Source organism: Bradyrhizobium sp. BR 1433 (assembly GCF_051547665.1).
GTDB classification, from domain to species: Bacteria; Pseudomonadota; Alphaproteobacteria; order Rhizobiales; family Xanthobacteraceae; genus Bradyrhizobium; species Bradyrhizobium australafricanum.
Genome location: NZ_JBPUGG010000001.1, coordinates 3,529,192 through 3,556,190, shown reverse-complemented (window position 1 = coordinate 3,556,190; position 26,999 = coordinate 3,529,192). Strand labels below are relative to the sequence as shown.

General features: G+C 57.7%; 15 protein-coding genes and 3 pseudogenes. 7 read left to right on the top strand and 11 right to left on the bottom strand.

Annotated elements, in window-relative coordinates:
* Positions 1-26: 26 nt before the first annotated feature.
* Together ACSKB9_RS17420 and ACSKB9_RS17415 are read left to right on the top strand one after the other, a co-directional pair.
* Positions 27-692, top strand: a complete 666-nt coding sequence (locus tag ACSKB9_RS17420; protein WP_411784427.1) for an FkbM family methyltransferase — start codon at positions 27-29, stop codon at positions 690-692.
* Positions 693-803: 111 nt separating this feature from the next.
* Complete coding sequence (locus tag ACSKB9_RS17415) at positions 804-3,896, top strand: multidrug efflux RND transporter permease subunit (protein WP_411784426.1); 3,093 nt, start codon at positions 804-806, stop codon at positions 3,894-3,896.
* Positions 3,897-4,080: 184 nt separating this feature from the next.
* Here ACSKB9_RS17415 and ACSKB9_RS17410 read toward each other — a convergent pair.
* The 3 genes and pseudogenes from ACSKB9_RS17410 to ACSKB9_RS17400 all read right to left on the bottom strand — a co-directional run bounded on the left by ACSKB9_RS17410 (position 4,081) and on the right by ACSKB9_RS17400 (position 6,588).
* A pseudogene (locus ACSKB9_RS17410) lies at positions 4,081-4,738 on the bottom strand (anthranilate synthase component II).
* Positions 4,735-6,129, bottom strand: a complete 1,395-nt coding sequence (gene pabB / locus ACSKB9_RS17405) for an aminodeoxychorismate synthase component I (RefSeq protein WP_438074457.1) — start codon at positions 6,127-6,129, stop codon at positions 4,735-4,737. Before pabB ends, ACSKB9_RS17410 begins: the two are co-directional and overlap by 4 nt.
* 99 nt (positions 6,130-6,228) lie before the next feature.
* Positions 6,229-6,588 carry a Dabb family protein gene (locus ACSKB9_RS17400; RefSeq protein WP_411784423.1) on the bottom strand — a complete coding sequence of 120 codons (360 nt, stop codon included), beginning with the start codon at positions 6,586-6,588 and terminating at the stop codon, positions 6,229-6,231.
* A 959-nt stretch (positions 6,589-7,547) separates the two neighbouring features.
* Between ACSKB9_RS17400 and bioD the strand changes: the two genes are divergently transcribed.
* Together bioD and ACSKB9_RS17390 are read left to right on the top strand one after the other, a co-directional pair.
* Positions 7,548-8,189 carry a dethiobiotin synthase gene (gene bioD / locus ACSKB9_RS17395; RefSeq protein WP_438074455.1) on the top strand — a complete coding sequence of 214 codons (642 nt, stop codon included), beginning with the start codon at positions 7,548-7,550 and terminating at the stop codon, positions 8,187-8,189.
* Positions 8,180-9,445: an adenosylmethionine--8-amino-7-oxononanoate transaminase gene (locus tag ACSKB9_RS17390; protein ID WP_411784421.1), complete on the top strand. Its 1,266-nt coding sequence runs from the start codon at positions 8,180-8,182 to the stop codon at positions 9,443-9,445. Before bioD ends, ACSKB9_RS17390 begins: the two co-directional genes overlap by 10 nt.
* Positions 9,446-9,725: 280 nt before the next feature.
* Here the strand turns inward: ACSKB9_RS17390 and fcl are convergent, their stop codons facing one another.
* On the bottom strand, positions 9,726-10,667 hold the full coding sequence (gene fcl, locus ACSKB9_RS17385; RefSeq protein ID WP_438074453.1) for a GDP-L-fucose synthase: 942 nt from the start codon (positions 10,665-10,667) through the stop codon (positions 9,726-9,728).
* Entirely contained in the window at positions 10,648-11,733 is a 1,086-nt protein-coding gene (gene gmd, locus ACSKB9_RS17380) for a GDP-mannose 4,6-dehydratase (RefSeq protein WP_438074451.1), read from the bottom strand. The genes fcl and gmd overlap by 20 nt, the downstream gene beginning before the upstream one ends.
* Positions 11,734-12,866: 1,133 nt before the next feature.
* Here gmd and ACSKB9_RS17375 point away from each other — a divergent pair.
* The 3 genes and pseudogenes from ACSKB9_RS17375 to glmS all read left to right on the top strand — a co-directional run bounded on the left by ACSKB9_RS17375 (position 12,867) and on the right by glmS (position 17,771).
* On the top strand, positions 12,867-14,132 hold the full coding sequence (locus tag ACSKB9_RS17375; RefSeq protein ID WP_438074449.1) for an MFS transporter: 1,266 nt from the start codon (positions 12,867-12,869) through the stop codon (positions 14,130-14,132).
* A 192-nt stretch (positions 14,133-14,324) separates the two neighbouring features.
* Positions 14,325-14,435, top strand: a complete 111-nt coding sequence (locus tag ACSKB9_RS17370; protein WP_411781584.1) for an alpha/beta fold hydrolase — start codon at positions 14,325-14,327, stop codon at positions 14,433-14,435.
* 1,507 nt (positions 14,436-15,942) lie between these two features.
* Positions 15,943-17,771 (top strand): annotated as a pseudogene (gene glmS / locus ACSKB9_RS17365) (glutamine--fructose-6-phosphate transaminase (isomerizing)).
* A 108-nt stretch (positions 17,772-17,879) separates the two neighbouring features.
* Here the strand turns inward: glmS and ACSKB9_RS17360 are convergent.
* From ACSKB9_RS17360 to ACSKB9_RS17335, 6 genes and pseudogenes are all read right to left on the bottom strand, one after another.
* Positions 17,880-18,266 carry a response regulator transcription factor gene (locus ACSKB9_RS17360; protein WP_438074446.1) on the bottom strand — a complete coding sequence of 129 codons (387 nt, stop codon included), beginning with the start codon at positions 18,264-18,266 and terminating at the stop codon, positions 17,880-17,882.
* Between the two features lie 93 nt (positions 18,267-18,359).
* On the bottom strand, positions 18,360-19,037 hold the full coding sequence (locus ACSKB9_RS17355) for a response regulator transcription factor (protein ID WP_411781586.1): 678 nt from the start codon (positions 19,035-19,037) through the stop codon (positions 18,360-18,362).
* Complete coding sequence (locus ACSKB9_RS17350) at positions 19,034-21,703, bottom strand: PAS domain S-box protein (RefSeq protein ID WP_438074444.1); 2,670 nt, start codon at positions 21,701-21,703, stop codon at positions 19,034-19,036. Before ACSKB9_RS17350 ends, ACSKB9_RS17355 begins: the two co-directional genes overlap by 4 nt.
* 361 nt (positions 21,704-22,064) lie before the next feature.
* The gene (gene nolL, locus ACSKB9_RS17345; protein ID WP_438074442.1) at positions 22,065-23,177 is read right to left on the bottom strand and encodes a nodulation factor fucose acetyltransferase NolL; all 1,113 of its coding nucleotides are present in this window, start codon (positions 23,175-23,177) and stop codon (positions 22,065-22,067) included.
* Positions 23,178-23,948: 771 nt separating this feature from the next.
* Positions 23,949-25,830: pseudogene (locus ACSKB9_RS17340) on the bottom strand (TRAP transporter large permease).
* A 5-nt stretch (positions 25,831-25,835) separates the two neighbouring features.
* The gene (locus ACSKB9_RS17335; protein WP_411781590.1) at positions 25,836-26,861 is read right to left on the bottom strand and encodes a TRAP transporter substrate-binding protein; all 1,026 of its coding nucleotides are present in this window, start codon (positions 26,859-26,861) and stop codon (positions 25,836-25,838) included.
* Positions 26,862-26,999 lie beyond the last annotated feature (138 nt).

The window sequence follows — 26,999 nt, the reverse complement described above, 5'->3', positions numbered from 1 at the left end:
CCATTGAGGCGTGAGGACAGAGTTAAATGGAAACACGTGAGCCCGGGTCCGCATTGGAGGTCCATCAGCGTATTGTTTCGTTCCTTCAGAAGCCAGATCCCGTGATCTTGGACATAGGCAGCTACGACGGAACTGACTCGTTACGTTTTCTTCAGCTTTGCCCAGAAGCTCATATCTACTGCTTCGAACCGGATCCCCGGGCGATTGCTCGGTTCAAGAAAAACATTGGTCTCTATCTCGAGAAGATTCGTCTATCGGAGATCGCGATTAGCGACAAGAATGGTAGCGTCGACTTCCATCCAAGCAACGGAGATAGAGAGGCAAAGGATTGGGCTCTTTCTGGATCGATACGGCGACCAAAGAATCATCTTACCGAGTATGAATGGGTTCGGTTCGATAGCCCGATATCGGTTGAAACCCGACGCCTGGATGACTGGTGCGCCGAGGCCAATCTGAACAAAATTGATTTGATCTGGATGGATGTGCAAGGAGCGGAGGCTGATGTCTTCGCTGGCGGCAGGCAGACCTTAAACAATACGCGCTTCATCTACACCGAATACAGCGACAAGGAGCTTTACGAAGGTCAGCTGACCCTTCAGGCCATGCTGAAGCTTCTACCTTCATTCGAAATGGTCGCCCAATATCCTCGCGAAGTAGAGGGCGATGTGTTGCTCAGGAACAAGAGCCTTTAGAGCAACCGATTCCGCTTCCCTCACGCCACAGACCTTAGCCGCAGTCTCCGCATCGATGATAGGGCGGTGACTTGCCGAATTTGCGTCGGTCTATTGAATGCGAGCGCCGCGATGGCATTTACCGAGCTTTTCATCAAACGTCCGGTACTGTCGATCGTTGTCAGTCTGCTGATCCTGCTGATTGGCCTTCGCGCGGCCGCCGTTCTGCCGATTCGGCAGTATCCCAAGCTGTCGAATACGCTCGTCACTATCACGACGTCTTATCCTGGTGCCTCCGCGGACATGATCCAGGGGTTCATCACCACCCCGCTGGAGCAGGCGGTCGCTTCGGCCGAGGGTGTCGACTACATTACGTCCTCCTCGGTTCTCGGCACCTCGACGATCCAAGTCTACATCAAGCTCAATTTCGATTCCAACGAGGCGCTCACTGAAGTGCTTTCTAAGGTCAACTCGGTCAAATATCTGATCCCGAAGGAATCGAACGATCCTGTCGTCACGAAGTCTACCGGTCAGACCACCGCTGTCATGTATATCGCCTTCTCCAGCGAAGAACTGACGGCCAGCGCGATATCCGACTATCTCTCGCGGGTGGTGCAGCCGATTATGTCAACTGTAGAGGGTGTCGCAGCGGCAGATATCCTGGGCGGCCAGACTTTTGCGATGCGACTTTGGCTCGATCCAGTAAGAATGGCGGGGCACGGAGTGTCGCCGGCTGAGGTTTCAGCTGCAATCGCCGCCAACAACTTCCAGGCCGCGGCTGGTCAGGCCAAGGGCTATTTCATCCTTTCTGATATCACGGTCGACACTGATCTGCGGAGTGTCGAGGACTTCAAGCGCATGATCGTCAAAGCCAATGACAGCGGCTTTGTGCGCATGGAGGACATTGCGACCGTCGAGCTTGCCGCGCAGACCACAGACGTCAGCGTCGCCATGAATGGTGAGCACGCGATCTTCATCGGCGTGCAGCCGAGCCCGCAAGGAAATCCCCTGAACATCGTGCGAGGTGTTCGAGCGTTGTTTCCGGAACTGGAGCGCAATCTGCCGCCGTCGCTGAAGATGAAAGTGGCCTACGACTCCACAAGGTTCATTCAATCATCGATCGATGAAGTGAAGAACACGCTCATTGAGGCCGTCGTGATTGTGGTGCTGGTCATCTTCCTCTTCCTGGCCTCGTTGCGCTCGGTCATCATTCCCGTCGTCACCATTCCGCTGTCGCTGGTTGGCGTCTGCAGCATGATGCTGGCGCTGGGATTTTCATTGAATCTCCTGACCCTCCTCGCGATGGTGCTTGCGATCGGTCTCGTGGTGGACGATGCGATTGTCGTCGTTGAAAACATTCATCGCCATCTGGAAAAAGGCGCGCCGCCCATACAGGCCGCCAAGATCGGCGCGCGCGAGATTGTTGGCCCCGTCGTCTCCATGACGATTACGTTGGCCGCCGTGTATGCGCCCATCGGCTTTCTCGGCGGCCTCACCGGTGCGCTGTTCCGCGAATTCGCGCTTACGTTGGCTGGTTCGGTGATCGTGTCTGGCGTGATCGCGTTGACGCTGTCGCCGATGATGTGCTCGGTCTTCCTGAAACGCACCGAGGAGGGGCGCTTTGCGGCATTTGTGAACCGCGTGTTCGGCGACATGACACGCTGGTACGGCCGCAAGCTCGACCGCTCGCTCGACTATCGCCCGATTACCGGGCTGTTCGCGCTGACCATGCTGGGCCTCGTCGGCTTTCTCTATATGCATATTTCCAGGGAACTTGCACCTGAGGAAGACCAAGGCATCGTATTCGCAATATCCAAGGCGCCGAAATACGCCAACATCGACTACCTGGACTACTACGGCACCAAGGTTGACAACGCGTTCCAGAAATTTCCCGAGACCGATCTGCGCTTCGTTCTGAATGGCGTTAGCGGTCCGCAAGGCGGCATGGCAGGCATGTTGCTCAAGCCATGGGACGAGCGCAAGCGGTCGTCGATCGAGCTAAAGCCGTTGGTCCAGGCTGAGCTGTCAAAGATCGAAGGCATCAACTCATTTGCCTTCAGCTTGCCGCCGCTTCCGGGTGGATCGGGTGGTCTGCCAGTGCAGATGGTAATCAACTCGACGCGTGGCTTCCAGTCTGTCTATGAGCAGATGTCGAAGCTGAAGGATGCCGCGCGCAACAGCGGTCTGTTCATGGTCAGCGACTCCGACCTTGAATTCAACCAGCCGGTGCTACGAATCAAAGTCGATCGCTCCAAGGCTAACAACCTTGGCGTCACCATGCAGAACGTTGGTAGCGCGCTCGCCACCCTACTTGGCGGAAACTACGTCAATCGCTTCAATCTGCAGGGCCGCTCTTACCAGGTGATCCCGCAGGTGACGCGCGAGAAGCGCCTGACGCCGGAATCACTGGGCAGCTATTTTCTGAAGACTGCGGCAGGTTCGATGCTGCCGCTGTCAACCGTGGTTTCCATCGAGACGGCAACTGATCCGAACGTGCTCACCCATTACAACCAACTCAATTCCGCGACCTTCCAGGCCGTACCGATGCCCGGCGTCACGATCGGGCAGGCTGTGGACTTCCTGGACGGGGAGGCAAAGAAGCTACCCTCAGGCTTCAGCCACGACTTCCTTGCCGACGCCCGCCAATATGTGCAGGAGGGCAATCAACTGGCCATCACCTTTGCATTTGCACTCATCATCATTTTCCTGGTGCTTGCGGCGCAGTTCGAAAGTTTGCGAGATCCGCTCATCATCATGATCAGCGTACCGATGGCGATCGTCGGCGCGTTGATCCCACTATTCTTTGGTGCGGCGACCATGAACATTTACACCCAGGTCGGACTGTTGACATTGGTCGGGTTGATTGCCAAGCACGGTATCCTGATGGTCGAGTTCGCGAATGAGCTGCAGCTCAAGGAGAGACTCGATCGCCGCTCGGCCATCGAGATGGCGGCGCGCGTCCGACTCCGTCCAATCTTGATGACCACGGCGGCGATGGTCATGGGCCTCTTACCCTTGTTGACCGCAACGGGGGCGGGCGCCGCGAGCCGCTTCTCGATCGGGCTCGTGCTCGTCGCGGGCATGTCGATCGGCACGCTGTTCACGCTCTTCGTGCTGCCCGCGGTCTATGTCGCGATCGCGTCCGATCACCGCGCTGACGCAAGCGCTGACCAAGCCGAGCTCGACCTCACCGGGGCAGCTGATGCCCATCTGGCCAATCGATGACGCTGAACGCTCCCAGGCGCAGGAGCCGCGAATTACGCTTCCGGGGTTCGCCCGCGCCACGAATTGCTGCCGTCGGTCGACCGAGGGGCGCTCGATCGCGCCTCTAGAGCGATCAAGTCACTGAGGTCGCGAGCAGAACTCCTGCTAGCCGGCCAGACTGAACCAGCGGCTGCAGTGCGCGCGATCATATCCTGGATGGTGGCTCGGATGCGTCCTTTGAAAGAGGCGTTGCCAACGGTTCGTGGGCGTCGATTCTCCTGCTCGCGAAGGCGTTTGCAATTTGCAAGAAGCTCATCAGCAGCATGGACCCATATTGGGTCAATATCGATTCCGGATGAAACTGTACGCCATAGGTTGGGTGATAGCGATGGGCGAGGGCCATGATCTCGGTTTCGTCGGAGTGCGCCGTTACCTTAAGATGTTGCCTGGATGCTTCATCCAGCTCGACAACGAGCGAATGGTAGCGACCGACGCAAAGTGGGGACGGAAGTTCGCTGAACAGCCCACGACCGTCATGCGTTACGCAGGAGGACCGACCATGCATAGGGCGACGAGCGCGCACGACGCGTCCGCCGAAGACGCTGCCTATACACTGGTGTCCGAGACAAATACCGAGAATTGGGACGCGACCTGAAAGTTCGCGCACCACGGCGGTCGATATCCCCAGCCTCCATTGGCGTGCAGGGACCGGGCGAAATGACCACTGCGCGCGGTCTGAGGCCGACAATGTCGGTAAGGCTGAGCGCATCGTTGCGGATTACTTCCGTTGCTTCACCTAGTTTACGGAAATGGCGCGCAATATTGAAGACGAACGAATCGTAATTGTCGATAATGACAATCAAGGTGCACCAGGTGTTGTGGCCTGAAAGGCCTCAAAGATTCGCTGTGCCTTGGCGAGCGTCTCCTCGTATTCGGCCTCTGGATCCGACATCACCGTTATCCCGCCACCTGCATGAAACGCAGCCAGATCATTATCGATCGTCACGGTGCGGATCGCGATGTTTGTATCCATGTGCCCGTTGAAGCCGATGAAGCCGATCGCCCCGCAATAGACCTCTCGTGCTACTTGCTCGATGTTCGCGATGATTTTCATCGCCTGCACCTTTGGAGCGCCGGTCACGGATCCTCCTGGAAAACAGGCGCGAAGCAGACTAACCGCGTCTTTGCCTGTCGCAAGTTCGCCCCTCACGATCGAGACGAGATGGTGCACTGAAGCGAAGGACTCGAGGTCGCACAGCGCTGGAACGTCGACCGAATCCGCAGTGCAAACGCGCGACAGATCATTGCGCAGAAGGTTGACGATCATGATGTTCTCGGCACGGTCTTTTTCGGATGCAAGCAGGATTTCACCGCGGCGCTGATCTTCTTTCGGGTCGGCGGAACGCGCGATCGTGCCCTTGATGGGGCGCGTTTCGACCTGCCGTCCATCAAATTTCAGGAAACGCTCCGGGGAGCTCGACGCAATGGTCAGCTCGCCATAGCGCAGGAGGGCTGCAAACGGCGCCGGGTTTAATGAGCGCAGTTGGCAGTAAAAGGAGAGCGGATCGAACAGGGGCGACACCCTGGCATTGAACCGTTGGGCAATGTTTGCCTGGAATACGTCCCCTGCTAGAATCAGATCGACGACGCGCTGGACCGCCGCGATGTAGCCTTCACGGCTGAAGTTCGAATGCCATGCGCCCGCCGTGGCAGGGATTATAATCCGCGGAACCTTTGGATTGGCAAGCAGCGCCGAAAACTCGTCGGCGCGACGACGCGCGCGCTCGGTTCGTCGAGCGGGGTCTTGCTCCGGCCATCCGGTGGAGACGATCCAGCACCTGTTGTGGTGGTGGTCGAAGCTGACGACCACGTCGTAGAAATGCAGAATCGAGTGGGGCAAGCACTGACCGGGATTTGCCGGCGCCGGCAATCGTTCCAACGTCCTATTCAGATCGTAAGCAAAAAAGCCGGCCGCGCCTCCCTGGAAGGGCGGAAGATCAGGGCGATGCTCTTCCCGATATCTGGCGAGAAGCGTGCGAAGCACTACCCAAGGATCGCCCTGAATAGTCTCGCCATTCCAACTTGCATGTCCATCGGTAATCAAATAGGTGCTGAACGGTTCGCACGATAGATATGAATACCGCCCAAGCGTTTCATGCCGCGCTGCGCTATCAAGAAAGGCAAGGTGTGGCCGGCGCGCAAGGCATCGCAGTGCCTTGACGGGCTCGATCCACTGCAATTCACGGACGTCCATAGTGCTAGCGATCACCGATGGTTGGCGGGGTTCGAACCGATCGTCCAGAGAAAGGCCACGTTTCGTCCGAAACGGACGAACCCTGGGCTGATCATCAAATTAGCCTGTGTCAGCCGGCCGGCTGCGCCGAGCAATTTGGCTTAACTCCGCCGCTCCAGCGAAATGGACGTCTGTTGATAGTTCATAATCGGCGGCAAAGCGCAGCTCCCGGAGTGGTCGTACGCGCCGGATCGCCTCCAGATACAGATTGTGCGTTTTGTACGCTGCAAGATCTCTCTCGCTATCGAACTCACCATAGACAACGACATCGATATCGTTGCCGAGTTGATCGCTCTTGCGGTTACGTGCAATTTCGAGTCGGCGTGCATGTGGGATTGTAGTGAGAACCGATAGACCGTCGATGATTTGGTCGATATCGGCCTTATCCTTGGCCGTGAAGAACACGATGTGACGGATCATGGTGACCGCAAAGATGACGCTGCAACTCGGCCGCATCCTTAGCCCGGGATCAGGCTCAGCGCAATGCTGGCGCCGCCGCCTTACGGCAGAAGCAAGGGTTGCCGCTCGTCCGGCAGTTGGAGCCTGCGGCAGAAGCTCGCAAGAACCATCTCTTTGATCAAAGCATTTGGACTACCAGGGGGCCAATGGTCTGAATGTGGCGCGCGAGCAGGTGGCACGGCTTGATCGACGTTGCGCGCTCGCAGCACGCGTTTAGCATCAGGCGGCGACCTTGATTGAGCTGCGATAGCAAGCCGCTAGGGCGCTCGACTGCGAGTACAAATGGAAGAATTTGCAAGCTCCGCCGAGGTTTGCGAGTAATCACGGCATCACGGTGGGGGCACCAGGTGGATAAGGTGCAACTGCTGCTGGACACCGCAGCATGACAACGGACGCGTCGGAATCTTCAACGTCGAACCCGAGCGCGGTTTGCCGCCTATGTGATTGCGCACCATGGGACCGGCACGATAGGTCGGCCTCACCGTTTCACTTTAGCATTGTGACGAACCGCGGGACGTGGCGGCTCGCGAAGAGACGATTTGCAAAGGCAGCAAATCGTTTGCGCCGGCCGCTGCGACCCGCAAAGCATCAGGTCGGGCTGAACATTCTCCCGGGCCCCGATTCATTCAGCATCTTTCGATAGGTGGTTCGCGGACCACCTCGAGTACGTAGCGTACTGTTCTGAGACAATTAGGATACATCTTTCGGCTCCAAGCGCAGGTCGGTCCGGTTCGTACAGCGATCGCACGCCTACGGCGAGCGCGATCTGGCAGACAACTGGTACGATCGACGAATAGTCGGTCGCAAGTAGCGTTCAACGTTAGATTTTAGCCGGTCTGCGGATTTCAATGACGCTCAATGTCGTCGAGGATGACGTCCATGCTCGACGTTCTGTTTGAGGAGATATGAGGTGAAGCTCGATGAGGCTGCAGCAGATCGTGGTGATTGGCACGGATACCGGAATTGGAACGACGATCTTCTGCGCGGGGCTGACCAATCTCCTCGGCGCGAGCTATTGGAAACCAATTCAGGCGGGTCTTGCGGGAGAGACCGATACAGAGCTGGTCGCAAGGCTCGGCAGTCTCACATCCGATCGCATCGTGCCGGAGCTTTACCGCCTGCGAACTCCCACTTCGCCCCATCAATCCGCCGAAGCCGACGAAGTTCGCATCGACACGGATTCGCTCAATGTGCCCGATACCGGGGAGCGGCAACTTGTGATCGAGGGGACCGGCGGGCTGATGGTACCGCTGAGTGGCAGCACACTTTACATCGACATCTTTGAGCGATGGCGGCTTCCAGTCGTGCTTTGCGCGAGCACTGCGTTGGGAGCGATTAACCAGTCGCTGCTCTCAATAGAGGCTCTCCGAAAGCGTCACATCGACATTCTCGGAATAGCTTTCGTTGGTGAGAAGAACCCGGAAGCTGTGAGGGCGATTTGCGAGATGGGCCGGGTCCGTTGGTTAGGGCGCTTGCCCTGGATTGCTCCTTTGTCGGCAGACACGCTGCAGGCCGCGTTCAACGCTTCATTCCGTCGAGATGATTTCAAGCCATGGCGCTAAAGAAGAGGTCGCCGATCTGGCATCCGTTCACACAACACGCGCTGCAAGACGAACTGATCAAGATCGTGCGCGGAGATGGAGCTTATCTCTACACGTCAGAGGAGCACCGCATCGTAGATGCAATCTCCTCCTGGTGGGTTGTAACCCATGGCCATTGCCATCCAAATATTGTCAGAGCAATCCAGGAGCAAGCTGGCAAGCTTAACCAGATCATCTTTGCCGGATATTCCCATGAGCCGGCCGAGGAGCTTGCGGCGCTGCTATTGAAAGTCGTGCCGCGTGGTCTCGACCATGTCTTTTTCTCCGATGGTGGTTCAGGCAGCGTGGAAGTCGCCTTAAAAATGGCGCTCGGCTATTGGCATAATATTGGCGAGCAACGCATACGCATTGTCGTGATGCAACATTCCTATCACGGCGACACGGTTGGGGCGATGTCGGTTGGTGCCCGCGGCGTATTCAACGTGGCCTACGGGCCGCTGCTGTTCGACGTGACCTCGGTTCCGTTCCCAGCAAGCGGCCGTGAACAGGTGACTCTTGATGCGCTCGAGGCCGTATGTCGAAACGAAATTCCAGCGGCGTTTATCGTCGAGCCTCTCGTGTTGGGGGCTGGCGGGATGCTAATGTACCCCGCCTGGGTGCTCAAGGAGATGAAACGGATCTGCGAAGTATCTGAGGTTCTGTTCATCGCCGATGAGGTCATGACCGGTTGGGGTCGTACCGGATCTTTATTCGCCTGCGAGCAAGCCAACATCACACCAGATATCGTCTGCTATTCGAAGGGCATCACGGGAGGTGCGCTTCCCCTCGCGGTGACGCTTTGCCGCGGTGATATTTTTGATGCGCACTATTCGAAAGATCGCACGCGTACGTTCTTTCACTCGGGTTCATATGCTGCGAATCCGGTGGCCTGCGCCGCAGCGAAGGCCAACCTCGATCTTTGGCAAGACAGCGCGTCTCGTGATCGCCTGGCATCGGTCGCCACTATGCAGGAGCGGGCGATCGAGCCATTCCGTAGGGATCCGCGCTTTGCAAACGTCCGCCGCACCGGAACCATCGCAGCGCTCGATCTCGAGGTGAGGGATACGGGCTATCTTGCGACCGTCGGTCCGAAGCTTCAGGCTTTCTTCAAGGCGCGAAATCTGCTGCTGCGCCCGCTTGGTAACACCATCTACGTGATGCCGCCGTACTGCATTACGGCTCCAGATCTCGACGACATTTACACGGGCATTCGCGAAGCAGCCGATGCGTTGATTTGAAGGCGCCATGCGCATCCAACGTGGTCTCTCGCAATTCCAGCGATCGCACGATGATGACGTTTTCGAATCTCATCTCGGCACTCGTTGCGGCAAATGCTCTGCGCGTCTGGACGGCGACGATCTCCAAGTGTGCCAATGCAGTCATGAGACGATTATGCTGGGCGGCGGATCCACAGCGCCTTTGCTGCGCAATTCTTTGATGGCGCAGGATTTGTCAAGTCAATCTCGCCGCTAGCTACTTATTTTGTTCCGGACGAGCAGATCGATTTTGGCGGCATCTCTATTTCTCATCGAGAAACGTCCGGTAGGCGAGGGCGATGCCATCCTCGAGCGAGGTGGTGGCGCGCCAGCCGAGCCTGGCCAGCCGGCCGACGTCGAGCAGCTTGCGCGGCGTGCCGTCCGGCCGCGACGTATCGAAGCTGATCTCACCGCGGTAGCCGACAGCAGCGGCAACCACGAGGGCGAACTCGGCGATGGTGATGTCCTCGCCGGTGCCGATATTGACCAGCTCGGGCGAGGAATAGGTCTTCATCAGATGGACGCAGGCGTCGGCGAGATCGTCGACATAGAGGAATTCGCGGCGCGGCGTGCCGGTGCCCCACACCGCGACGTGGCCGGCGCCCGAAACCTTGGCCTCGTGGAAGCGACGGATCAGCGCGGCAGCGACGTGGCTGTATTCGGGGTGATAGTTGTCGCCAGGGCCGTAGAGATTGGTCGGCATCACGCTGATGAAATCGGCGCCGTACTGGCTGCGATAGGCCTCGGCCATCTTGATGCCGGCGATCTTGGCGATAGCGTAGGGCTCGTTGGTCGGCTCCAGCGTGCCGGTCAGCATCGAATCCTCGCGCAGCGGTTGCGGCGCCAGGCGCGGATAGATGCAGGACGAGCCGAAGAACATCAGCTTCTGGCAGCCATTGGCGTGCGCCGCCTGGATCACGTTGCTCGAGATCGCCAGATTGTCGTAGAGGAATTCCGCCCGCAGCGTGTTGTTGGCGACGATGCCGCCGACCTTGGCGGCGGCGAGGAATACGGCCTGCGGCCGCTTCGCGGCAAACCAGGCGTTGACCGCGGCTTGGTCGCGCAAATCGACCTCGCTGCGCGACACCGTCAGGAGATCGGCCTCCTCGCGCGCCAGCCGGCGCATCAGCGCCGAGCCGACCATGCCGCGATGGCCGGCGACGAAGACCGACTTGCCCTTCAGCTCAAACACCGTGCTTGCCATTGGCCGCGTCCTGCCTGGCCTCGACGAGATCGCTGGCGACCATTTCCTTCACCAGCTGCGCGAACGGCGTCTTCGGCGCCCAGCCGAGCTTGGCGCGCGCCTTGCTGGCGTCGCCGATCAGAAGATCGACCTCGGTCGGGCGGAAATAGGTCGGATCGATCTGTACCAGGGTGTTGCCGGACGCCTTGTCGACACCGACCTCCTCGACGCCCTTGCCGCGCCATTCGATGCTGCGGCCGACCTCGGCAAACGCCAGCTCGACGAACTCGCGGACCGACCGCGTCTCTCCGGTCGCGAGCACGAAGTCGCCGGGCTCGTCCACCTGCAGGATCCTGTGCATGCCCTCGACATAGTCGCGGGCGTGGCCCCAGTCGCGCTTGGCGTCGAGATTGCCGAGATAGAGCTTGTTCTCGAGGCCGACCTCGATGCGGGCAACGGCGCGGGTGATCTTGCGCGTCACGAAGGTCTCGCCGCGGATCGGGCTCTCATGGTTGAACAGGATGCCGTTGCTGGCGAACATGCCATAGGCCTCACGGTAGTTCACCGTGATCCAGTAGCCGTAGAGCTTGGCGACGCCATAGGGCGAGCGCGGATAGAACGGCGTGGTCTCCTTCTGCGGCACCTCCTGCACGAGCCCGTAAAGCTCCGAGGTCGAAGCCTGGTAGAACCGCGTTTCCTTTTCCATGCCGAGGATGCGAATCGCCTCCAAGAGCCGCAGCACGCCGATCGCATCGGCGTTCGCGGTGTATTCCGGGCTCTCGAAACTGACCTGGACGTGGCTCTGGGCGGCGAGGTTATAGATCTCGGTCGGCCGGATCTGCTGCACCAGGCGGATCAGATTGGTCGAATCCGTCATGTCGCCATAGTGCATCAGGAACGGCACGTTGCCGGCATGCGGATCCTGGTAGAGATGATCGACGCGCGCGGTGTTGAACGAGGACGACCGGCGCTTGATCCCGTGCACGGTATAGCCGAGACCGAGCAGATATTCGGCGAGATACGCGCCGTCCTGCCCGGTCACGCCGGTGATCAGCGCAACGCGCCGCTTTGAATCGTGAGCCGTCATTGCCTTTCCAGTTGCGCGAACAGGCATCCTGGCAACGTCATTTGGAATTAACTTTCGAGAAGGTCCAGATAGGGCCTGCTATCACATTGAGGGGAGCGATATTCCACTCTAACCATACACATCATATCGGCAAGCACATCATATACATTGATTTATATGGCATTGCAGAGCCGGAACATTTGTTCAGGCGTTAGGAGCTAGGACATCGCGGTTAGGGCGCCACAGGCAAGCATGCAAACAAACGTATCTCAGTGCACATGCGTTTGAGGCTGTATCGAACCGTGATCATGGCGGAGAAAGCCCCTAATACGAAGTCGGGTGTGCGTTGTGTTCCGCCGCGGCTACTGTCACCAGCATGCCGTCATCGGCAGGATACGCTGCGGGTTGCAGCTCGATGCATGCGGACGTGCTGCTCTTCGATACATGCGATAGCCATGGACCCAAGTCATTTCCAGTCACAGGCTATCATATGCCATAGAGTGTGGTCAGGGAGTTATCTGACGCCGCCGTATCCGTCGTAGCGGCAATCGCGCGCCCAAATCCGCAGCAAAATATTCTTCAGAATCGGGCGCGCGGCGGATTGTTTCCGCATTTGCGACCTGCGTCTGCATTCGGCGAGTAGTGCCGTCCTGAGAATCGGGGTTGGGAGTAGTGGCGCTTCACTCCGGCAGTATGAAATGAAGTCTGCGAGACCATCAAAAAACAGCTTGAATCTCACGCAGCGTTAGGTTGTAGGCTTGAAACCATGCCTAAAGCGACGCGCCGGCGTCAACAGTTCGTGGCGGGTCAACGGTCGAACGGCACGCCTCACTTGCGATTTGTACCTCGATCGCGGCAAGCGACGGCGTCGTAGCCAAGTGAAGGGGGGAGTTGCTTTCGAGCGGTTGTTGCCTGCGCCAGATGGGTCGGAAGCGGATTCGGATTTAAAACGCGAGAAGATCTCACTAGCGAAAGAAAGCTAACGTGTTTCGTTATGTCGGGCCTCTGCTCGATATGCCGAATTGGTCAGAATCATGGAAGACGTCTTGGCTGGCGGGGCACGAAGGTAACAATTCCCCGATCAGTGAGGCAGACCGCAATGAATGCACCGTCTGTCGCGGATCAACATCTCGAAACTGTGCTGCGCTAGCTCGATGCCCATCAAGAGAAAACCGCCCGTGCTCATTCATCGCGATTCGTTCTCATGCACCTTGTTGCTGGCTCTTATGGCGTCATTGTCTGCGTTCGGCGTTGACATGATTGCCCTAAGTCTGCCGGCAACAGGAATCGACCTCGGAGCGACGGCGGGCGACGTCGTTGTGGCGATGAGCGCCTATGTCATGAGTTTTGGAATGACGCTTCTCGTTTGCGGGCCGATATCGGATTGTTTCGGCCGTAAGCCAATCGTTCTAGGCGGTTGCGTACTCGTGGTAGTTGCAGGCGTAGGGTGCGCTCTCTCCTACTCCCTGTCACTGTTCCTGTTCTTTCGCACGCTCCAGGGTATCGGTGCTTCTGTCATCGGGATTGCTGCGGTCGCAATTGTGAGGGACCTCTTCAACAGCGAGACCGGAAGGGTACAGATGACCAACGTCGTTCTGGCAATCTCCGTTGTTCCGATGGTTGCACCAATGGTTGACATTGTCATTCCAGCGCACGGTTTACGGACCCTCTACGTCGTACCTATCGCAGGAGGATTGATTCTGCTTACGGCGATGTCGTGCTTCAGAGAAAGTGCCACAGTCCATCAAAGCGTTGGATTCGATCCTACAACGATCGTCCGAAACTATCGTCGCGTGCTGCGTCACCCGGTCTGCGTCGGAAACATCCTTTGCAATGCGGCGGCGGCCGGAGCCGTATTCGCCTCCGTCACTGGATCATCGCTGTTCTTCTCCAACGTTCTCGGTCCCAACGCTTATGGTACGATCGTTGGAGCAAGCTCGCTGTCGATCGTGACAGGTGCCTGGCTCAACAGGAGTTTCTGTGGCCGCGGTGCATCGTCCGCGCAGCTGCTTGCGGTCGGCCTCACACTCTCGACCATCATGGGTGTATCTTTGCTTCTCATGGCATTGGTGGGGGACAAATCGGCTGTTGTGGTGTTGTTGATTTTGGCGGGCGTCGGGTCGTCGTTCGGCTTGATTTCGCCGTACGTTATCAGCGAGGCAATGCGGCCTATGCCAGAAATCGCGGGAACTACGAGCGCGGCACGAGCATTCGCACAGATGGCAGGCGCCGCGTTGTCCAGCGCCTTAGTCGTCGGGCTCTCTGACGGGCATTCGCTGCTTTCGATGGCAGTGGTAATGCTTGCTTTTTCGTTATTGGCGGTAGCCGCCTACGTCGGTGTCGTTCTTCCCGCCAATGCGTCGCCGTGGTCGGCCCAAATGCAAGCTCGAGCCAAGAGGAGAAACCGTGATCTCCCATAAGTTCAAACTGGTCTTGTTGGACCGCTACGGGTGTACGTTTGTGGCACGTTGAGGTCTGATCGGCCGCCGCGCAGACCCGGCGCTCCTCCTGATCAATGGTTCGGCATCTTCTCGCCACAGCTCATCCATTTCGCGCAGAGGCGGTGGACCGTGGCGGTCAATCTTCGGAAATGGCTTCAGTGACGCCCCGAGGTGTATACCGTCGCAGGGTTTGCCGACGATATCGCTTGGCAATGCGCTGAACTTGAGCTGTTCAAGGCGGTCGTGATCGGCCACAGCATGGGAGGTCGGATCGCGTTCTAATTGTGCGGCCACTATCCGCAAGCTGGCCGCGGGTTTGTTATGATTGATACAATTGTCAGGCCATCGCTGATCTTACGCAAATCTCGCCAGGTTAAGCCGCCCCTGGACGGTGAAGGGGATTTGTCTATCTAAGCGATCTTGAAGGCGAATGCGTGAAACCGGGCTGTGATTTCGACGGACCCGATCAGCGAAAGACGGTCTATGAGACCCATGTGCTTCCGCCTTGCGAGAAACGCCGTCGCATGCGGTCTATCGATGATACGGAACGCCATTTTGAACTATGACCCGATGCTGGCGGAGAAAGCCTGCGGGGTTCCCCCTGGCCTATATTGATCGCTGATGTTCCGCTAGTGAACATGGCGTGCGGCCTCGATCAGGGAGATCTGTCCAGAGCTGGTTACAGCGATGACGATGCTCGACGGACGTTTCACCACGATCGAAGTTGCGGATTAGGTGCATGCCATGCTCGATCGCTTCTTTGCTGTCGATCCCCGCAGACACAGAGGTCGATTTAGAAGCCTCAGATCCGATCTGGAAAAGCTACGCGGTGAGGAAGCCGTGACCGTATGCCTTTAATCTCACGTCACTAGGTGAGATCGGATTTGGCAGCGTTTTGCGTGTGTCTGCGAGAAGTACACGGCCGGCGCCTTTTGCGCTAGCAACGAGAAAGGGTCCTTAGGACGTGGCCCGTTTGCGCGGTAGCGTTGGCGTCGGTGGAAGCGGTTACAAACGCTCGTATAGTTCTTCAAACGTTTCGATATCGGGGCATTACCTCCGTACAATTGAGCTATCGTTCTCTCTTGACCTAGTCTTGCTCCTATCGAATTAACGCAGCTTGCATCAATCTTGGCATCACCCTCCTTAAGGGCTGGATCCTGCCAAAAGCGATTCACGATACGCGTGACGAGACGCATAGCAGGTTGAGCCACGTCATTCAGCCGCAGAACATATCCGGAGAGAAGATGAGAAGCGGATTGTTCTTGTGAGATTTGACGAGAGGACAATGAATGCGCTTGATGGGGCACGGGGCAAGATGAGGGGCCTGCGATTATGAAGTTCTACCGCAGGGTAAGCGGTTCGTCGCCCTCGATCGAACCCCGTCTATCTCAAGGGCCAGCCGGCTTGCAAGACGTATCCACGCAGCCTGTTCAATGCGACCCTGATCACCATCTTCCGTATCGCGCGAAGGGGCTGCTTACGCGCGAACTGGCTGTCACGCGCGTTCGTCAAGACTTGCCTGAACGTTCGGCTCATCTGGGACCCGCTTTCGTCTGCTGTCGTATTTCCGGTTAGCCAGCGGTGGGTCGCCAAGCAGCGGTGAAGCTGATTGAGCTTAGATGGCTAAAAGTTCGATCTAGCTCGCACTTTGCGTGACGCTGATGGATGGACGGAGAACATCCAGCCCTGGTCCATCCGCGCCAGGCCTCCACAGCGAATCCGCCATCAATTTATTGTTCTGTGGTTCTGAAATCATCGTCGTTGTTTGACGTGGGGCGCATTGATCGGCATGTGTGGAGTTATTGGCATCCTGAGGTCGTGGTCCGGTCGTCGGACATTTGGTCGAGTCACTCCAGCGACTAGAATATCGCGGATATGACTCGGCAGGCATCGCCACACTCGAGAACGGCTACCTCGAGCGCAGGCGTGTCGAGGGCAAGCTGAAACGCCTTTCAGAGAGGTTGCATCGCGATCCACTGTCGGGTCACGCTGGCATTGGCCACACGCGCTGGGCCACCCATGGCAAGCCCACCGAGCGCAACGCACATCCACATATGGCGGACCACGTTGCAGTCGTTCATAATGGAATCATTGAGAATTTCCGTGTGCTACGTGCCGAACTGGAACAGAATGGCGCGGACTTCGCCTCCGAGACCGATACCGAGGTGGTGGCACATCTCGTCGAATCCTGACTTGAAGAATGGCTACTCGCCGCAGGACGCGGTGAAGGCTTCGTTGCCGCGGCTGCGCGGTTCCTTCGCACTGGCGTTTCTGTTCAAAGGCCACGAGGACCTCATGATCGGCGCGCGCAAGGGATCGCCGCTTGCGATTGGGTATGGTGATGGCGAAGTGTATCTAGGGTCGGATGCTATTGCGCTTGCGCCATTCACCGACAGCATCATCTACCTTGAAGACGGCGATTGGGCCGTGCTTACCCGTGCGAACGGCGTCATTTATGACTCGAGCGGCAGCATCGTCCACCGCGAAGCGTCAAGCCATGGCACGTCGTCGCTCTTGGTCAATAAGGCAAATTATCGTCACTTCATGGCCAAGGAAATACACGAACAGCCGGAAGTGGTTGGGCAGACCCTGGCGCACTATGTCGATATGGCTCGCAGGCGCATAGAACTGCCATCCGAAGGGCCGTTCGACTTTAAGGCCATACAGCGCATTTGGATCACGGCTTGCGGTACGGCGAGCTATGCCGGCCAAATTGCCAAATACTGGTTCGAGCGACTGGCGCGCGTGCCGGTCGAGATCGATGTGGCCTCGGAGTTCCGCTATCGCGAAGCGCCGTTACGCAAGGGGGATCTTGCGATCTTCATCTCGCAGTCCGGGGAGACCGCCGACACGCTAGCCGCGTTGCGCTACGCCAAGGCACAGGGGCTGCACACGATCTCTGTGGTCAACGTCCCGACGTCAACGATCGCGCGCGAGAGCGAAGTTGTGCTGCCGACCTTGGCGGGGCCGGAGATCGGCGTTGCTTCGACCAAAGCCTTTACCTGCCAGCTGATGGTGATCGCGGCGATTGCGGTCGCCGCAGGTAGAGAACGAGGCGAACTGTCCGAAATCGATGAAATCAAGCTAGTCAACGAACTGATCGAAGTTCCGCCGCTGATTGCGGCAACGCTGGCTATCGAGCCGCAGATCGAGAAGCTCGCGCATGAGATCGCCAAATCGCGTGATGTGGTCTATCTCGGCCGCGGCACGTCATCTCCCCTAGCGATGGAGGGCGCTCTCAAACTGAAGGAAATCTCTTACATTCATGCAGAGGGCTATGCCGCCGGAGAGCTCAAGCACGGTCCGATCGCGCTGATTGACGAGGCCGTGCCGGTGGTGGCGATCGCGCCGTACGATCGGCTCTTCGAAAAAACGGTCTCGAACATGCAAGAAGTTGCGGCTCGCGGTGGTAACATCATCCTGATTACCGATGCAAAGGGGGCTTCGGAAGCCGCAATAGGATCTATCGCAACCATTGTTCTGCCCGACATGGCTGCAACCTTTACGCCGATGGTCTATGCTATTCCGCTGCAGCTTTTGGCCTACCACACGGCCATCCTGATGGGCTTGGACGTCGATCAGCCACGCAATCTCGCGAAATCGGTAACGGTCGAATAAGCCGATAGTCGCCGGAAGTGCTCCTCGCGGTTTGTGCATGTCGTTCGGCGTGCACGCCGGCAAAGCGGCGCTCGATCAGATGCAGGATAGAGCGGACGGTTTGTTGGCTCAGCCGCCGCCGCCGCCGCGGCGCTTCTGCAGTGCGGTATCAAGGCACTTGATCAACATATGTGCGGTGAAGGGCTTCGCCAAAAACCCAACGGCTCCGGCACCCAGCGCAGCGGCACGAACCCGGTCATTGGGAAATGCCGTGATGAGGATGAAGGGCGCGTCGTAATTTTGAGCTCGCATCTCCGCGACCAGATCCAAGCCGTTCATCACCGACATCTGCACATCCGTAATTACACAGGACGTTTCGTCCAGCTGAGGCGACTCCAGGAACTCCTTGGCCGACGCAAATGTATGGACGATGTAGCCGCGCGACTTGAGCTGGTTCTCTATCGCAGCCCGGACTGAGGCGTCATCATCGACAACGGAAATCAAAGGCGTGGACAAGACCAGCCCTCCTGACCCTGGAAAGCGCTTGCCGACGGCATCAGCACCTTGGAAGATAAAGTGGGCATGAGGAGCGAGCTTGTAAAATCATACTTAGGTTTGTTCGCCGCGGTTGGCGTGAAGTCCGAGCTTCTCAGCCATTCTGATCAAATCGGCGAGCGAGCGCGCACGCATTTTTCTCATCACGTGCCCCCGATAGATCTTGACGGTAATCTCGGCGAGCCCGAGCTCAGCAGCTATTTGCTTGTTCATCAGGCCAGTAGCGACCAGCTTCAATACCGCTTGCTCGCGTGGGCTTAAGGTCTCGAACAAAGATCGCAGATTCGCAACTGTCTGCTCGGCCTCACGTCTCTTGCGATCCCGTTCGGTCGCCGCCGCCACCGCATCAAGAAGTTCCTGCTCGCGAAACGGCTTGGTGAGAAAATCGACCGCTCCTCCCTTCATGGCCCTGACGCTCATTGGAATGTCGCCGTGGCCGGTGATGAAAATAATCGGAATGCGAATATTCGACTTTGCCAGCTCAGCCTGAAACTCGAGCCCGCTCTGTCCCGGTAGTCGGATGTCCAGAACCAGACAGCTGACAACGTCCGGAACGTTGCTCTGCAGCATTTCGTGGGCTGATCCGAAAGTCACCACGTCCAGTCCAACTTGTTGAAAAAGGTTTGTGAGCGACCGACGCATCGAGGCGTCATCTTCGACAACGAACACGGTCGCACTTGTCGGCTCCGTTGCCGTTCTGCTTTCTCGCGGCGTATCAAAGCGCCCAATCACGATACAATCTCCTTATGCAAGGGCAGAACAAACTGGAAGGTCGCGCCCGGCCCTTGTTTGCGGACGATTGACAGGCGCCCTCCATGGGCCTCCACAATGGAACGGCAGATCGACAGGCCCATTCCAAGACCGCTCGCTTTGGTGGTGAAGAACGGATCCAAGATGCGGTTCGCATCATCCTCGGCGATCCCGATGCCGCAATCAGTCACCGAGAGTTGCACCCGGCCCATATCATCTAGGGATGACTGAATCACGAGTTCGCGCGTGCGGTCGTGAATCGTTTGCATGGCTTCGATCCCGTTCATCACGAGATTGATGATCACCTGCTGCAGTTGAACACGGTCGGCCAGAATCGCGGGAAGCGTCGGCGCCAACTTAGTCCGCAGGGTGACTTGGTGATTGGCCAACTCGCGTATCACCAGCGCGATGGCGTCCTTGACGACATCGTTGATATCGATTGTGACCATTTCGATCTCGCCTTTCTTCGCAAGTGCCCGGATGCGGCGGATCACTTCGCTTGCCCGGATCGCGTCTTCGATGATCCACTCCACCGAGCTGCGCGCAGCAGGAAGATCAGGTGTCTTTCGACCCAGCCAACCGAGGCACGCATCGGCGTTGCTGATGATGGCGGCGAGCGGTTGGTTTACTTCGTGGGCGATGGAGGCTGTCAGCTCGCCAAGCGTCGTTACGCGCGTCACATGCGCTAACTCAGCTTGGGCCTTCCTCAGCTCTTGTTCGGCCTGATCTGCCCGAATCATCGCGGTGATGTCGGTGCTGACACCTCTGTAGCCAAGAAAGTTGCCGCTTCCGTCAAAAAAGGGCTTGCCGCTGGTCCGGACGTAGGTCGGACAGCCGTGCCGGTTGACGGTTCGGTAGATCAGATCTCGAAATGGGAGACGTGCGTCTAGCGTCGCCTGATGTTGTCGCCACTTGTCGGGTTCTTGTTCGACGTCGCGCGCAATTTCCCGGCGGGGCAGACCGATGACCCCTTTCGCCACGACGCCCGCGGCGCTGGCGTGCTCCAAGAATTGGGTAAGCAGGTGGTCTGGTCCGGTTTCCCATAACCAGTCGGACGCCGTTTCGGCGTAGTCGCGAAAGCGCTGCTCGCTTTCGCGCAGCGCAGCAAGGGTGTTTTCTAGACGTTCCCTGGCTGCGTGATGCTCGGTGACATCCATATGCGTTCCGATGAGCTCGACGGTGGAACCATCGCTTCCAACCACGGCGTGCGCAATGGCGTGTATGTACCTTATCGCGCCATCTGGAAGGCAGATTCGGAAGTCATATTCGAAGTTCCCTGTCCTCTGCTCGATGGCCTGACGCTGCACTTCCTGCTGCAGGGCCAAGTCGTCTGGATGGATGCGCGACCTGATGGCATCAAGCGATATAGGCTCTTCCGGGTCGAAGCCAAACAGGCGGCTGACTTCGGCGGAGCGATACGCAAAGCAGCGACGGTTGCAGTCCCAGGACCAGGTGCCCGTATGGCTAAGCTGCTGCGCGTCAGCCAGATAGGCTTCGCTCCGGCGCAGCTGCTGTTCCGCCTGCTTTCTTGCTGTGATGTCCGTCGCCGCCCCGACAAACTCGATATCGCCAGACGCGGTTCTCGTGGCCTGTGCCAGCGCGTGAATGTACTTTACCGACCCATCGGGCATCAGCAGTCGGTACTCGTGCTCGAAATCCTGGCCTTGAAACGCTCGATTTATAACGTCTTGGACGGAAGCCTTATCTTCGAGGTGGGTGCGGTCAAGGACGAGCTGCGGTGTCGGTTTGATCTCAGGATCGTATTCAAAAATACGATAATTCTCCCTGGACCAAAAAACCTCGCCGGTGGCGATGTTCCAGCCGAAGCTGCCGGTGTGGCTCAATTCCTGCGCCTGGGCCAGATGGGCTTCGCTCCGCTTCAGAGCAAGTACAGTCCGTCTTCGCTCAGTGATATCTTCGCAAGCGATAAGGACGATGGGCCTGTCATCAGCCCACAGCATGGCTTTGGCGTTTTCGCGCACCCACAGCACTGAGCCGTCCTTTCTCACCTTCTCGATATCCCAGGTGTGCGATTGGCCGATATTTGTAAGACACTCTCCTATGCATTTGCGGACAACTTCGCGATCTTCGTCCCGAAAGATCTTCAGCACAGATAGGCCGACTAATTCCTCGGGCGCATAGCCGAGTTGTGTCGCGCCGAAGGTGTTGACGTTAAGGACCGTTCCGGCTTCATCGACCATGAAGTACATGACCGGATTGTGCTCAAAGATCGCGCGCCATCGTTTCTCGCGGTCACGCAAATCGGCCTCGCTGTTCCGTAGCTTGGCTGCGATCTCACGCGCAGTCTCCCTCTCGTGGCGAACGTTTCTGATTAGCTGCGTTCCGACAATTGATGCGGAAAGGAAAGCGACAAGCACAAGAAGGTCTTGGGGGTCGTCAATCTGGAGACTGAATGTTGGTGGCGTAAACAAGTAGGCCAAAGCCGCGACGGAGAGGATAGAGAGCGCAGATGATGCGATGAAGCTACCCATCAGCGAAAACAGCAATATCACCACCAGATAGGCAAACGCTGTCGCCGCGAAGTGGCTGTTAACGTATCCGGAAGTTAGCGTCACCGCCGCCAGCGTAATGCTACCGAAAGCAAGCTGCCCTACTGAATGTCCGAACTTGGTGAGCTGATTATACATGCCTGCAGCCGTCCGCCATTCTCTGGCGGAAGAGGTTAACATATTGGGCAAAAATGCGGCAATTCCTTTCGCCCCGAACAGCACTTTGGGGGCGGTGCCGAAAACGGTCGGCGGTCACTAAACTCAGCATGAGCCGAAGCAAGGCGCATTACAAACGTTCGTATAGTTCTTTTAAACCTTTCAATATCGAAGCTGCCAACCGTGCCCGAGCTACCTTAAGCATTTTTGGCCCGCATCTCCACCCCACTGCGATCGATTGCTGAAGCGGATCGTCGTGGACTGGTCTGCTGTAAACGCGTGTTGTACAGGCGCCTAGGGCGTCTCGCAGATTGACGCTTTTGCCACAGCCGAGAGGAGTTGATCAGTTGGTCGCCGACTGGGCTTTGAGTGCTTCCGAGCGCGGCGAGGTTCCGACTACAATCCGAGACAACCATCCGAAGTCTCGCACAATGAAGCGAACGGTCATTGCGATGACAACGATTGACACTCCAAGCATGCCGGCGACGGAGAGTTTGGTCGAGATATCCCATAATTCTCCGAACTGAACGAAGTCCATGAGGCGAAAAACGGTGCCCTGGAGCAGATAAAGAAGGAGCGTGCTCTGGCCAAGCTCCACCGCGATAAAACGAGCTATCCGATTTGAGGAACTGAGTTTCCAGAGCTGAGCGATTATTTCAAACGCGATCCAAGAGGCCGCTGCAGAGCCGGCGAACATCAGCGACACTTGCTCAGCCGAGGCAGTGTCGTGAATCAGGGCGAGATTGTTGTAGACGTAAGTCTCTTTGCTCCAAGCAAGAAAGCACGCGCAAGCAATTGCAGCGGGAGCGAACATCAGGAGGATTTTGTTGTGTGGAAGAAGGCGTGTCTGACGTTCGGTCGACTGGGAGAGCAAGAATCCGAGGCAGAAGAATGGGTAAGTGTATCTAAGCAAGGGCGCTATGGAAAAGGTGACGGGCATGACTGCGACAGCAAATGCAGACATGCCTACAATCCACATCGATAGGCGACGGAAGATCGTCAGAAGACCCTTTACGACAAGGAAAGAAGCAAATGTTGTCCATATAAACCAGTAAGAACCGACTAAATCGTTCAAAAGATCTCCGCCAACTATACTGCCCGAGGGCAAAAACACCGCAACTTTAACCGCCTCCAAAATGGCCCACCAAAACAGCGTTGGCAGCAACAATTGGGTTGCACGCTCTTTGACGCTACGAGCGAATGATTTTCCAAGGAGGGCTCTCGAAGACAGATATCCGCTTATCGCCATAAAGAGAGGCATATGAAACATGTAGATCGACTTGAAATACGGCGAATCCCAGTAGCCATTGTCTCGGTAGATGACGTATTGAAGCAAATGTCCAATGATCACCAAGATGATGAGCATGCCTTTGGCAAAGTCAAAGCTTAGATCTCGCTTGTCTGCTCCGGCCGCGTGTGAGCCGTGGCCAGTCGATGGAGTTGCGCGATAAAGCATAAAACCTCTAGCTTGGTCGTGCCGCAGCACCGTTCCGGGACATCCGTTCCTTAAAGATAGTTGTGCGGCCTCTAGGCAGACGACTTGCATCAAGGGTTTACTCAGGCCGTGTAGTGGTGTCCACGGCCTTGTAGGCCCGCGGCAAGCCAACGAAATTCTGGTGTGTCGTCCAAAACGTCAAGTCCGGCCGGCGCTGCGTCACGCTGCATCGTTTCAGATGAGTGCGCTGGCGAGTAGATGCGTCGCTCGCGTCGAACAGGCGAGGTCCGTGTCCTGGTCGTCCAAGCGCGGATTGCGCTTTCTTTCGTCTGCAGATTGTCACCCGATCCGATTGAACTAAGTTGAGCATTCCGCCATGAGACTGAATCGTTTCTTCCTGCCTGAATGTGCGTTCAAGAGTTCCGGCTTGCGCCGAGTAGGCCAATCACATTTCTCGGGAGCAAGCCACAGGGCTCGGCATCCACCGTGCATGAAGACAACCGCGGCTCCACGACAGGGCTGAGGCGACCAGGCCGAGCCGTTCCGAAATCAATTTTGGTCGTGCTTCAGGAGCCGCGTGGCGATTTGATCGATGCGTGATCCATAGTCACGGATGTCCCTAAACGCGCTGCGTCGCTCCGTGCCCGGAGGAAGGCGAACCGTTGCCTCGACTAGGGTAAAGAACTGCTCTAACAGGCTGTCTAGCTCGCGAAAGTTCACCTTCCATCCTTCTAAAGCTGCGGGGAACACAGAGAGGTGCGGACGACCTCCGCACCTCATGCTTTCGTGGATTTACAAGAACCCGATGGAAATCCATGGCAATGCAGCCACCACGATCGTGCCGAGGAGCAAGGCCAATATGTATGCAACGATCGGGCCAATGCCTTCGTCGGGATGAATCCGACTGATGGCGCACGCCGCGTAGTATCCGACCCCAAATGGCGGCGCGAAAAGCCCAATTCCCATCGCCAGAACGACAACCATCGCGTAGTGGACCTCATGCACGCCGACTTGACGTGCAATGGGAAAAAGCAGCGGGCCAAAGAGCACGATGGCAGGAATGCCTTCGAGTACGCTCCCTAGGATAACGAACGCAATGATAGTGACGATCAGAAAGACCGGCACACCACCCGGCAAGGAGGTCATGAACTTCGCAAGCGATGCCGAGAAGCCCGACTGGGTTAAAGCCCAGGCCATTCCTGTTGCCGCGCCGATGATGAAGAGGATCGCGCCGGAGAGAGCCGCGGTCTCAACCAACATCGGATAGAGGCGACGCCAGTCAAACTGGCGATAAATGAGAAGCCCAGCCAATATGGAATAGACGATGCCTATCGTCGAGACCTCGGTGGCGGTCGCGACCCCTTCGACAACCGCGGCGCGGATCAAAAAGGGAGCGCGATAGCGGGAATCGCGATCAGGAAGGCACGGCCAATTTCTCGGCTCGTCGCTCGCTGAACATGGGACAAGTCCTCCCCACGGTATCGCCACCACACGACCGCACACAGCCCGATTGCGAGCACGATTGCTGGTAGTAACCCGCCGGTGAACAGAGCCGCAATCGACACGCCGGTCACCGATCCGATCGTGATCAACACCAAGGACGGCGGGATCGTCTCGGTTTGAGCGCCGGTGGCCGCCAGGAGCGCGACGAGGTCGCCACGCTTTGCGCCGCGCTTGGTCATTTCGGGAAAAGCACGGGCGCTACTGCCGCCATGTCGGCTGCCTTGGATCCCGAGATACCTGAGACCAAGTACATCGCACCGACCAGCACATACTGGAGGCCACCGCGAACGTGCCCGAGCAGGCTGGCAAGGAACCCGACCATGGCGCGGGCCATGCCGGTCATTTCGATCAACAAGCCGAGGAACACGAACAGCGGGACCGCGAGCAGAATGAGGTGGCTCATGCCTTCGTCCATGCGACCGATCACGACCACGTCGGGCGTGCTCGTGGTAAGTGTTATGTATCCGATGGTCGCCAAGCCGAACGCGAAGGCGATCGGCACCGCCGCGAAAACCATAGCGCCGACGATGAACACGAAGAAGATCAGCAAGTTGAGATTGCCGAGCGGCTTAAAAGCCGGCGCCATGAACGCGAGAATCCCGATCAGCGCCGCGACGGCGGCGACGGCCGCCACGAGATGCTTGACATTGGCCGTGGCCACCAATCTCAGACTCGCGACGATCAGCATTAGCCCAATTCCGACGGGAAGGGCGGCGGCGCGCCAAGTGTTGACGATTCCCAAAGCGGGAGTAGTCACATACACCTCGTCGGCCGCGAACTCGTATGCCGGGTGAACGACCAGCAGCAGGAATGCCAACGATGCGGCCGTCGCGAAGACGTCCAGGAATAGCCTCGCTTCCGGGCGGATCATGCCGATGATCGCTGTCATCCGCATATGTTCGGCTCGTTGGAAAGCAACGACCGATCCCAGCATCGCGAGCCATAGGAACAGGATGCCGGCAAGTTCGTCCGACCAGACGATCGGCGCGTGGAGCACGTAGCGGGAGATGATGCCGACAAAGAGGACGATCACCTCCGCAACGACGAGGAGTGCGGCAGGGATGGCGACGACAGGCTTGAGCGCCCGGTTCACGCTCACGACAACTTTTCGCCATCCGGAGGGCGGTTCGGGCAGGGCGAGGGTCGCCCCTTCTATGTGTCCGTGTTCCATGGCGCTCACCCAAGCTTGCCAGCGGCTTTCTCGAGTTGCGCCCACGCTTCTTCACCGAACTTGGCTTTCCAGTCGGCATAGAAGCTCGTTTTAGCCAGCGCCTCGCGGAAGACTGATCGGTCGACTTCTAGGAATTGCATCCCCTTTGCGGTCAGATCGGTGCGCAGCGACTCACTGAGCTTTGCGATGTCAGCTCGCTCATCTTCGGCCGAGCGGTCGAACTCGCGCGTCACGATTGCCTGCATGTCCTTTGGAAGCTTCTCGAAGGCGCGTTTGTTGCCGAGGATCCAGTAGTTGTCCCAAACATGACCCGTCAGACTGCAGGTTTTCTGTACCTCGTACAGCCGCGCTGTTGCGATGATGGGAAGTGGATTCTCCTGACCGTCGACGACCTTGGTCTGCAACGCGGAATAGACCTCATTGAAGTTAATTGGCGCCGGTCCTGCCCTGAGCGCAAGGAACAGCGAGGTCAGGTTGGGTGCGGCGGGTACCCTCAGCTTGAAACCCTTGAGGTCCTCCGGCGTCTTGATCTCGCGACCCGACGACGTGATGTGGCGGAACCCGTTGTCCCAAGGTTTGGAGACCGTCATGATCGGTGTCTTGGCGATCTGCGCCCGGATGTAAGCACCGAGCTCACCATCCATGGCTTTCCAGACCGCATCGTAGTTCGGAAAGAGGAAGCCCAGATTCACGATCCCGGCGGCCGGCACCAGGGTGGCGAGGATTAGGGAAGACAGGTTGAAGAACTCGACGCTACCGTTGCGGACCTGTGTCAGAAGATCCGTATCCGAGCCGAGCTGATTGGCCGGAAAGAGATTGATTTCCAGGCGGCCGCTTGTCGCTTCCTTGATGCGATCGGCAGCCTCCTTGGCTCGAACATTCACCGGATGCGTCGGATCCTGTCCGGTCGCTAGCTTGTAGGTAAACTCCGCCGCCGCAGCAGGGCGGCTGAGTACGGCGCATAACGGAACGGCCGCGCCGGCCAGGAGCAGCTTGCGACGAGTTATGGCAATCGGTTTGCGTTGGGTCATTGCTTCCTCCTTGTTGATATGAATCGGTGTGCTCGTCGGCGGCGGCACTTGTCTGCAGCTTTGGACTGTTCTCGGGCACCAGCCGTCAGGCATTAGCCATCGTTCTCCGCAGCGATGCCGCGTAGGCGATGTTTCCTC

Coding starts and splice junctions, on each gene's coding strand:
- ACSKB9_RS17415 (WP_411784426.1), top strand. CDS start 804: ATGGCATTTACCGAGCTTTTCATCAAACGTCCGGTACTGTCGATCGTT.
- nolL (WP_438074442.1), bottom strand. CDS start 23,177: ATGCTTTATCGCGCAACTCCATCGACTGGCCACGGCTCACACGCGGCC.
- ACSKB9_RS17350 (WP_438074444.1), bottom strand. CDS start 21,703: ATGTATAATCAGCTCACCAAGTTCGGACATTCAGTAGGGCAGCTTGCT.
- gmd (WP_438074451.1), bottom strand. CDS start 11,733: ATGACGGCTCACGATTCAAAGCGGCGCGTTGCGCTGATCACCGGCGTG.
- ACSKB9_RS17375 (WP_438074449.1), top strand. CDS start 12,867: ATGCCCATCAAGAGAAAACCGCCCGTGCTCATTCATCGCGATTCGTTC.
- ACSKB9_RS17400 (WP_411784423.1), bottom strand. CDS start 6,588: ATGATCCGTCACATCGTGTTCTTCACGGCCAAGGATAAGGCCGATATC.
- fcl (WP_438074453.1), bottom strand. CDS start 10,667: ATGGCAAGCACGGTGTTTGAGCTGAAGGGCAAGTCGGTCTTCGTCGCC.
- ACSKB9_RS17335 (WP_411781590.1), bottom strand. CDS start 26,861: ATGACCCAACGCAAACCGATTGCCATAACTCGTCGCAAGCTGCTCCTG.
- pabB (WP_438074457.1), bottom strand. CDS start 6,129: ATGGACGTCCGTGAATTGCAGTGGATCGAGCCCGTCAAGGCACTGCGA.
- bioD (WP_438074455.1), top strand. CDS start 7,548: ATGAGGCTGCAGCAGATCGTGGTGATTGGCACGGATACCGGAATTGGA.
- ACSKB9_RS17390 (WP_411784421.1), top strand. CDS start 8,180: ATGGCGCTAAAGAAGAGGTCGCCGATCTGGCATCCGTTCACACAACAC.
- ACSKB9_RS17420 (WP_411784427.1), top strand. CDS start 27: ATGGAAACACGTGAGCCCGGGTCCGCATTGGAGGTCCATCAGCGTATT.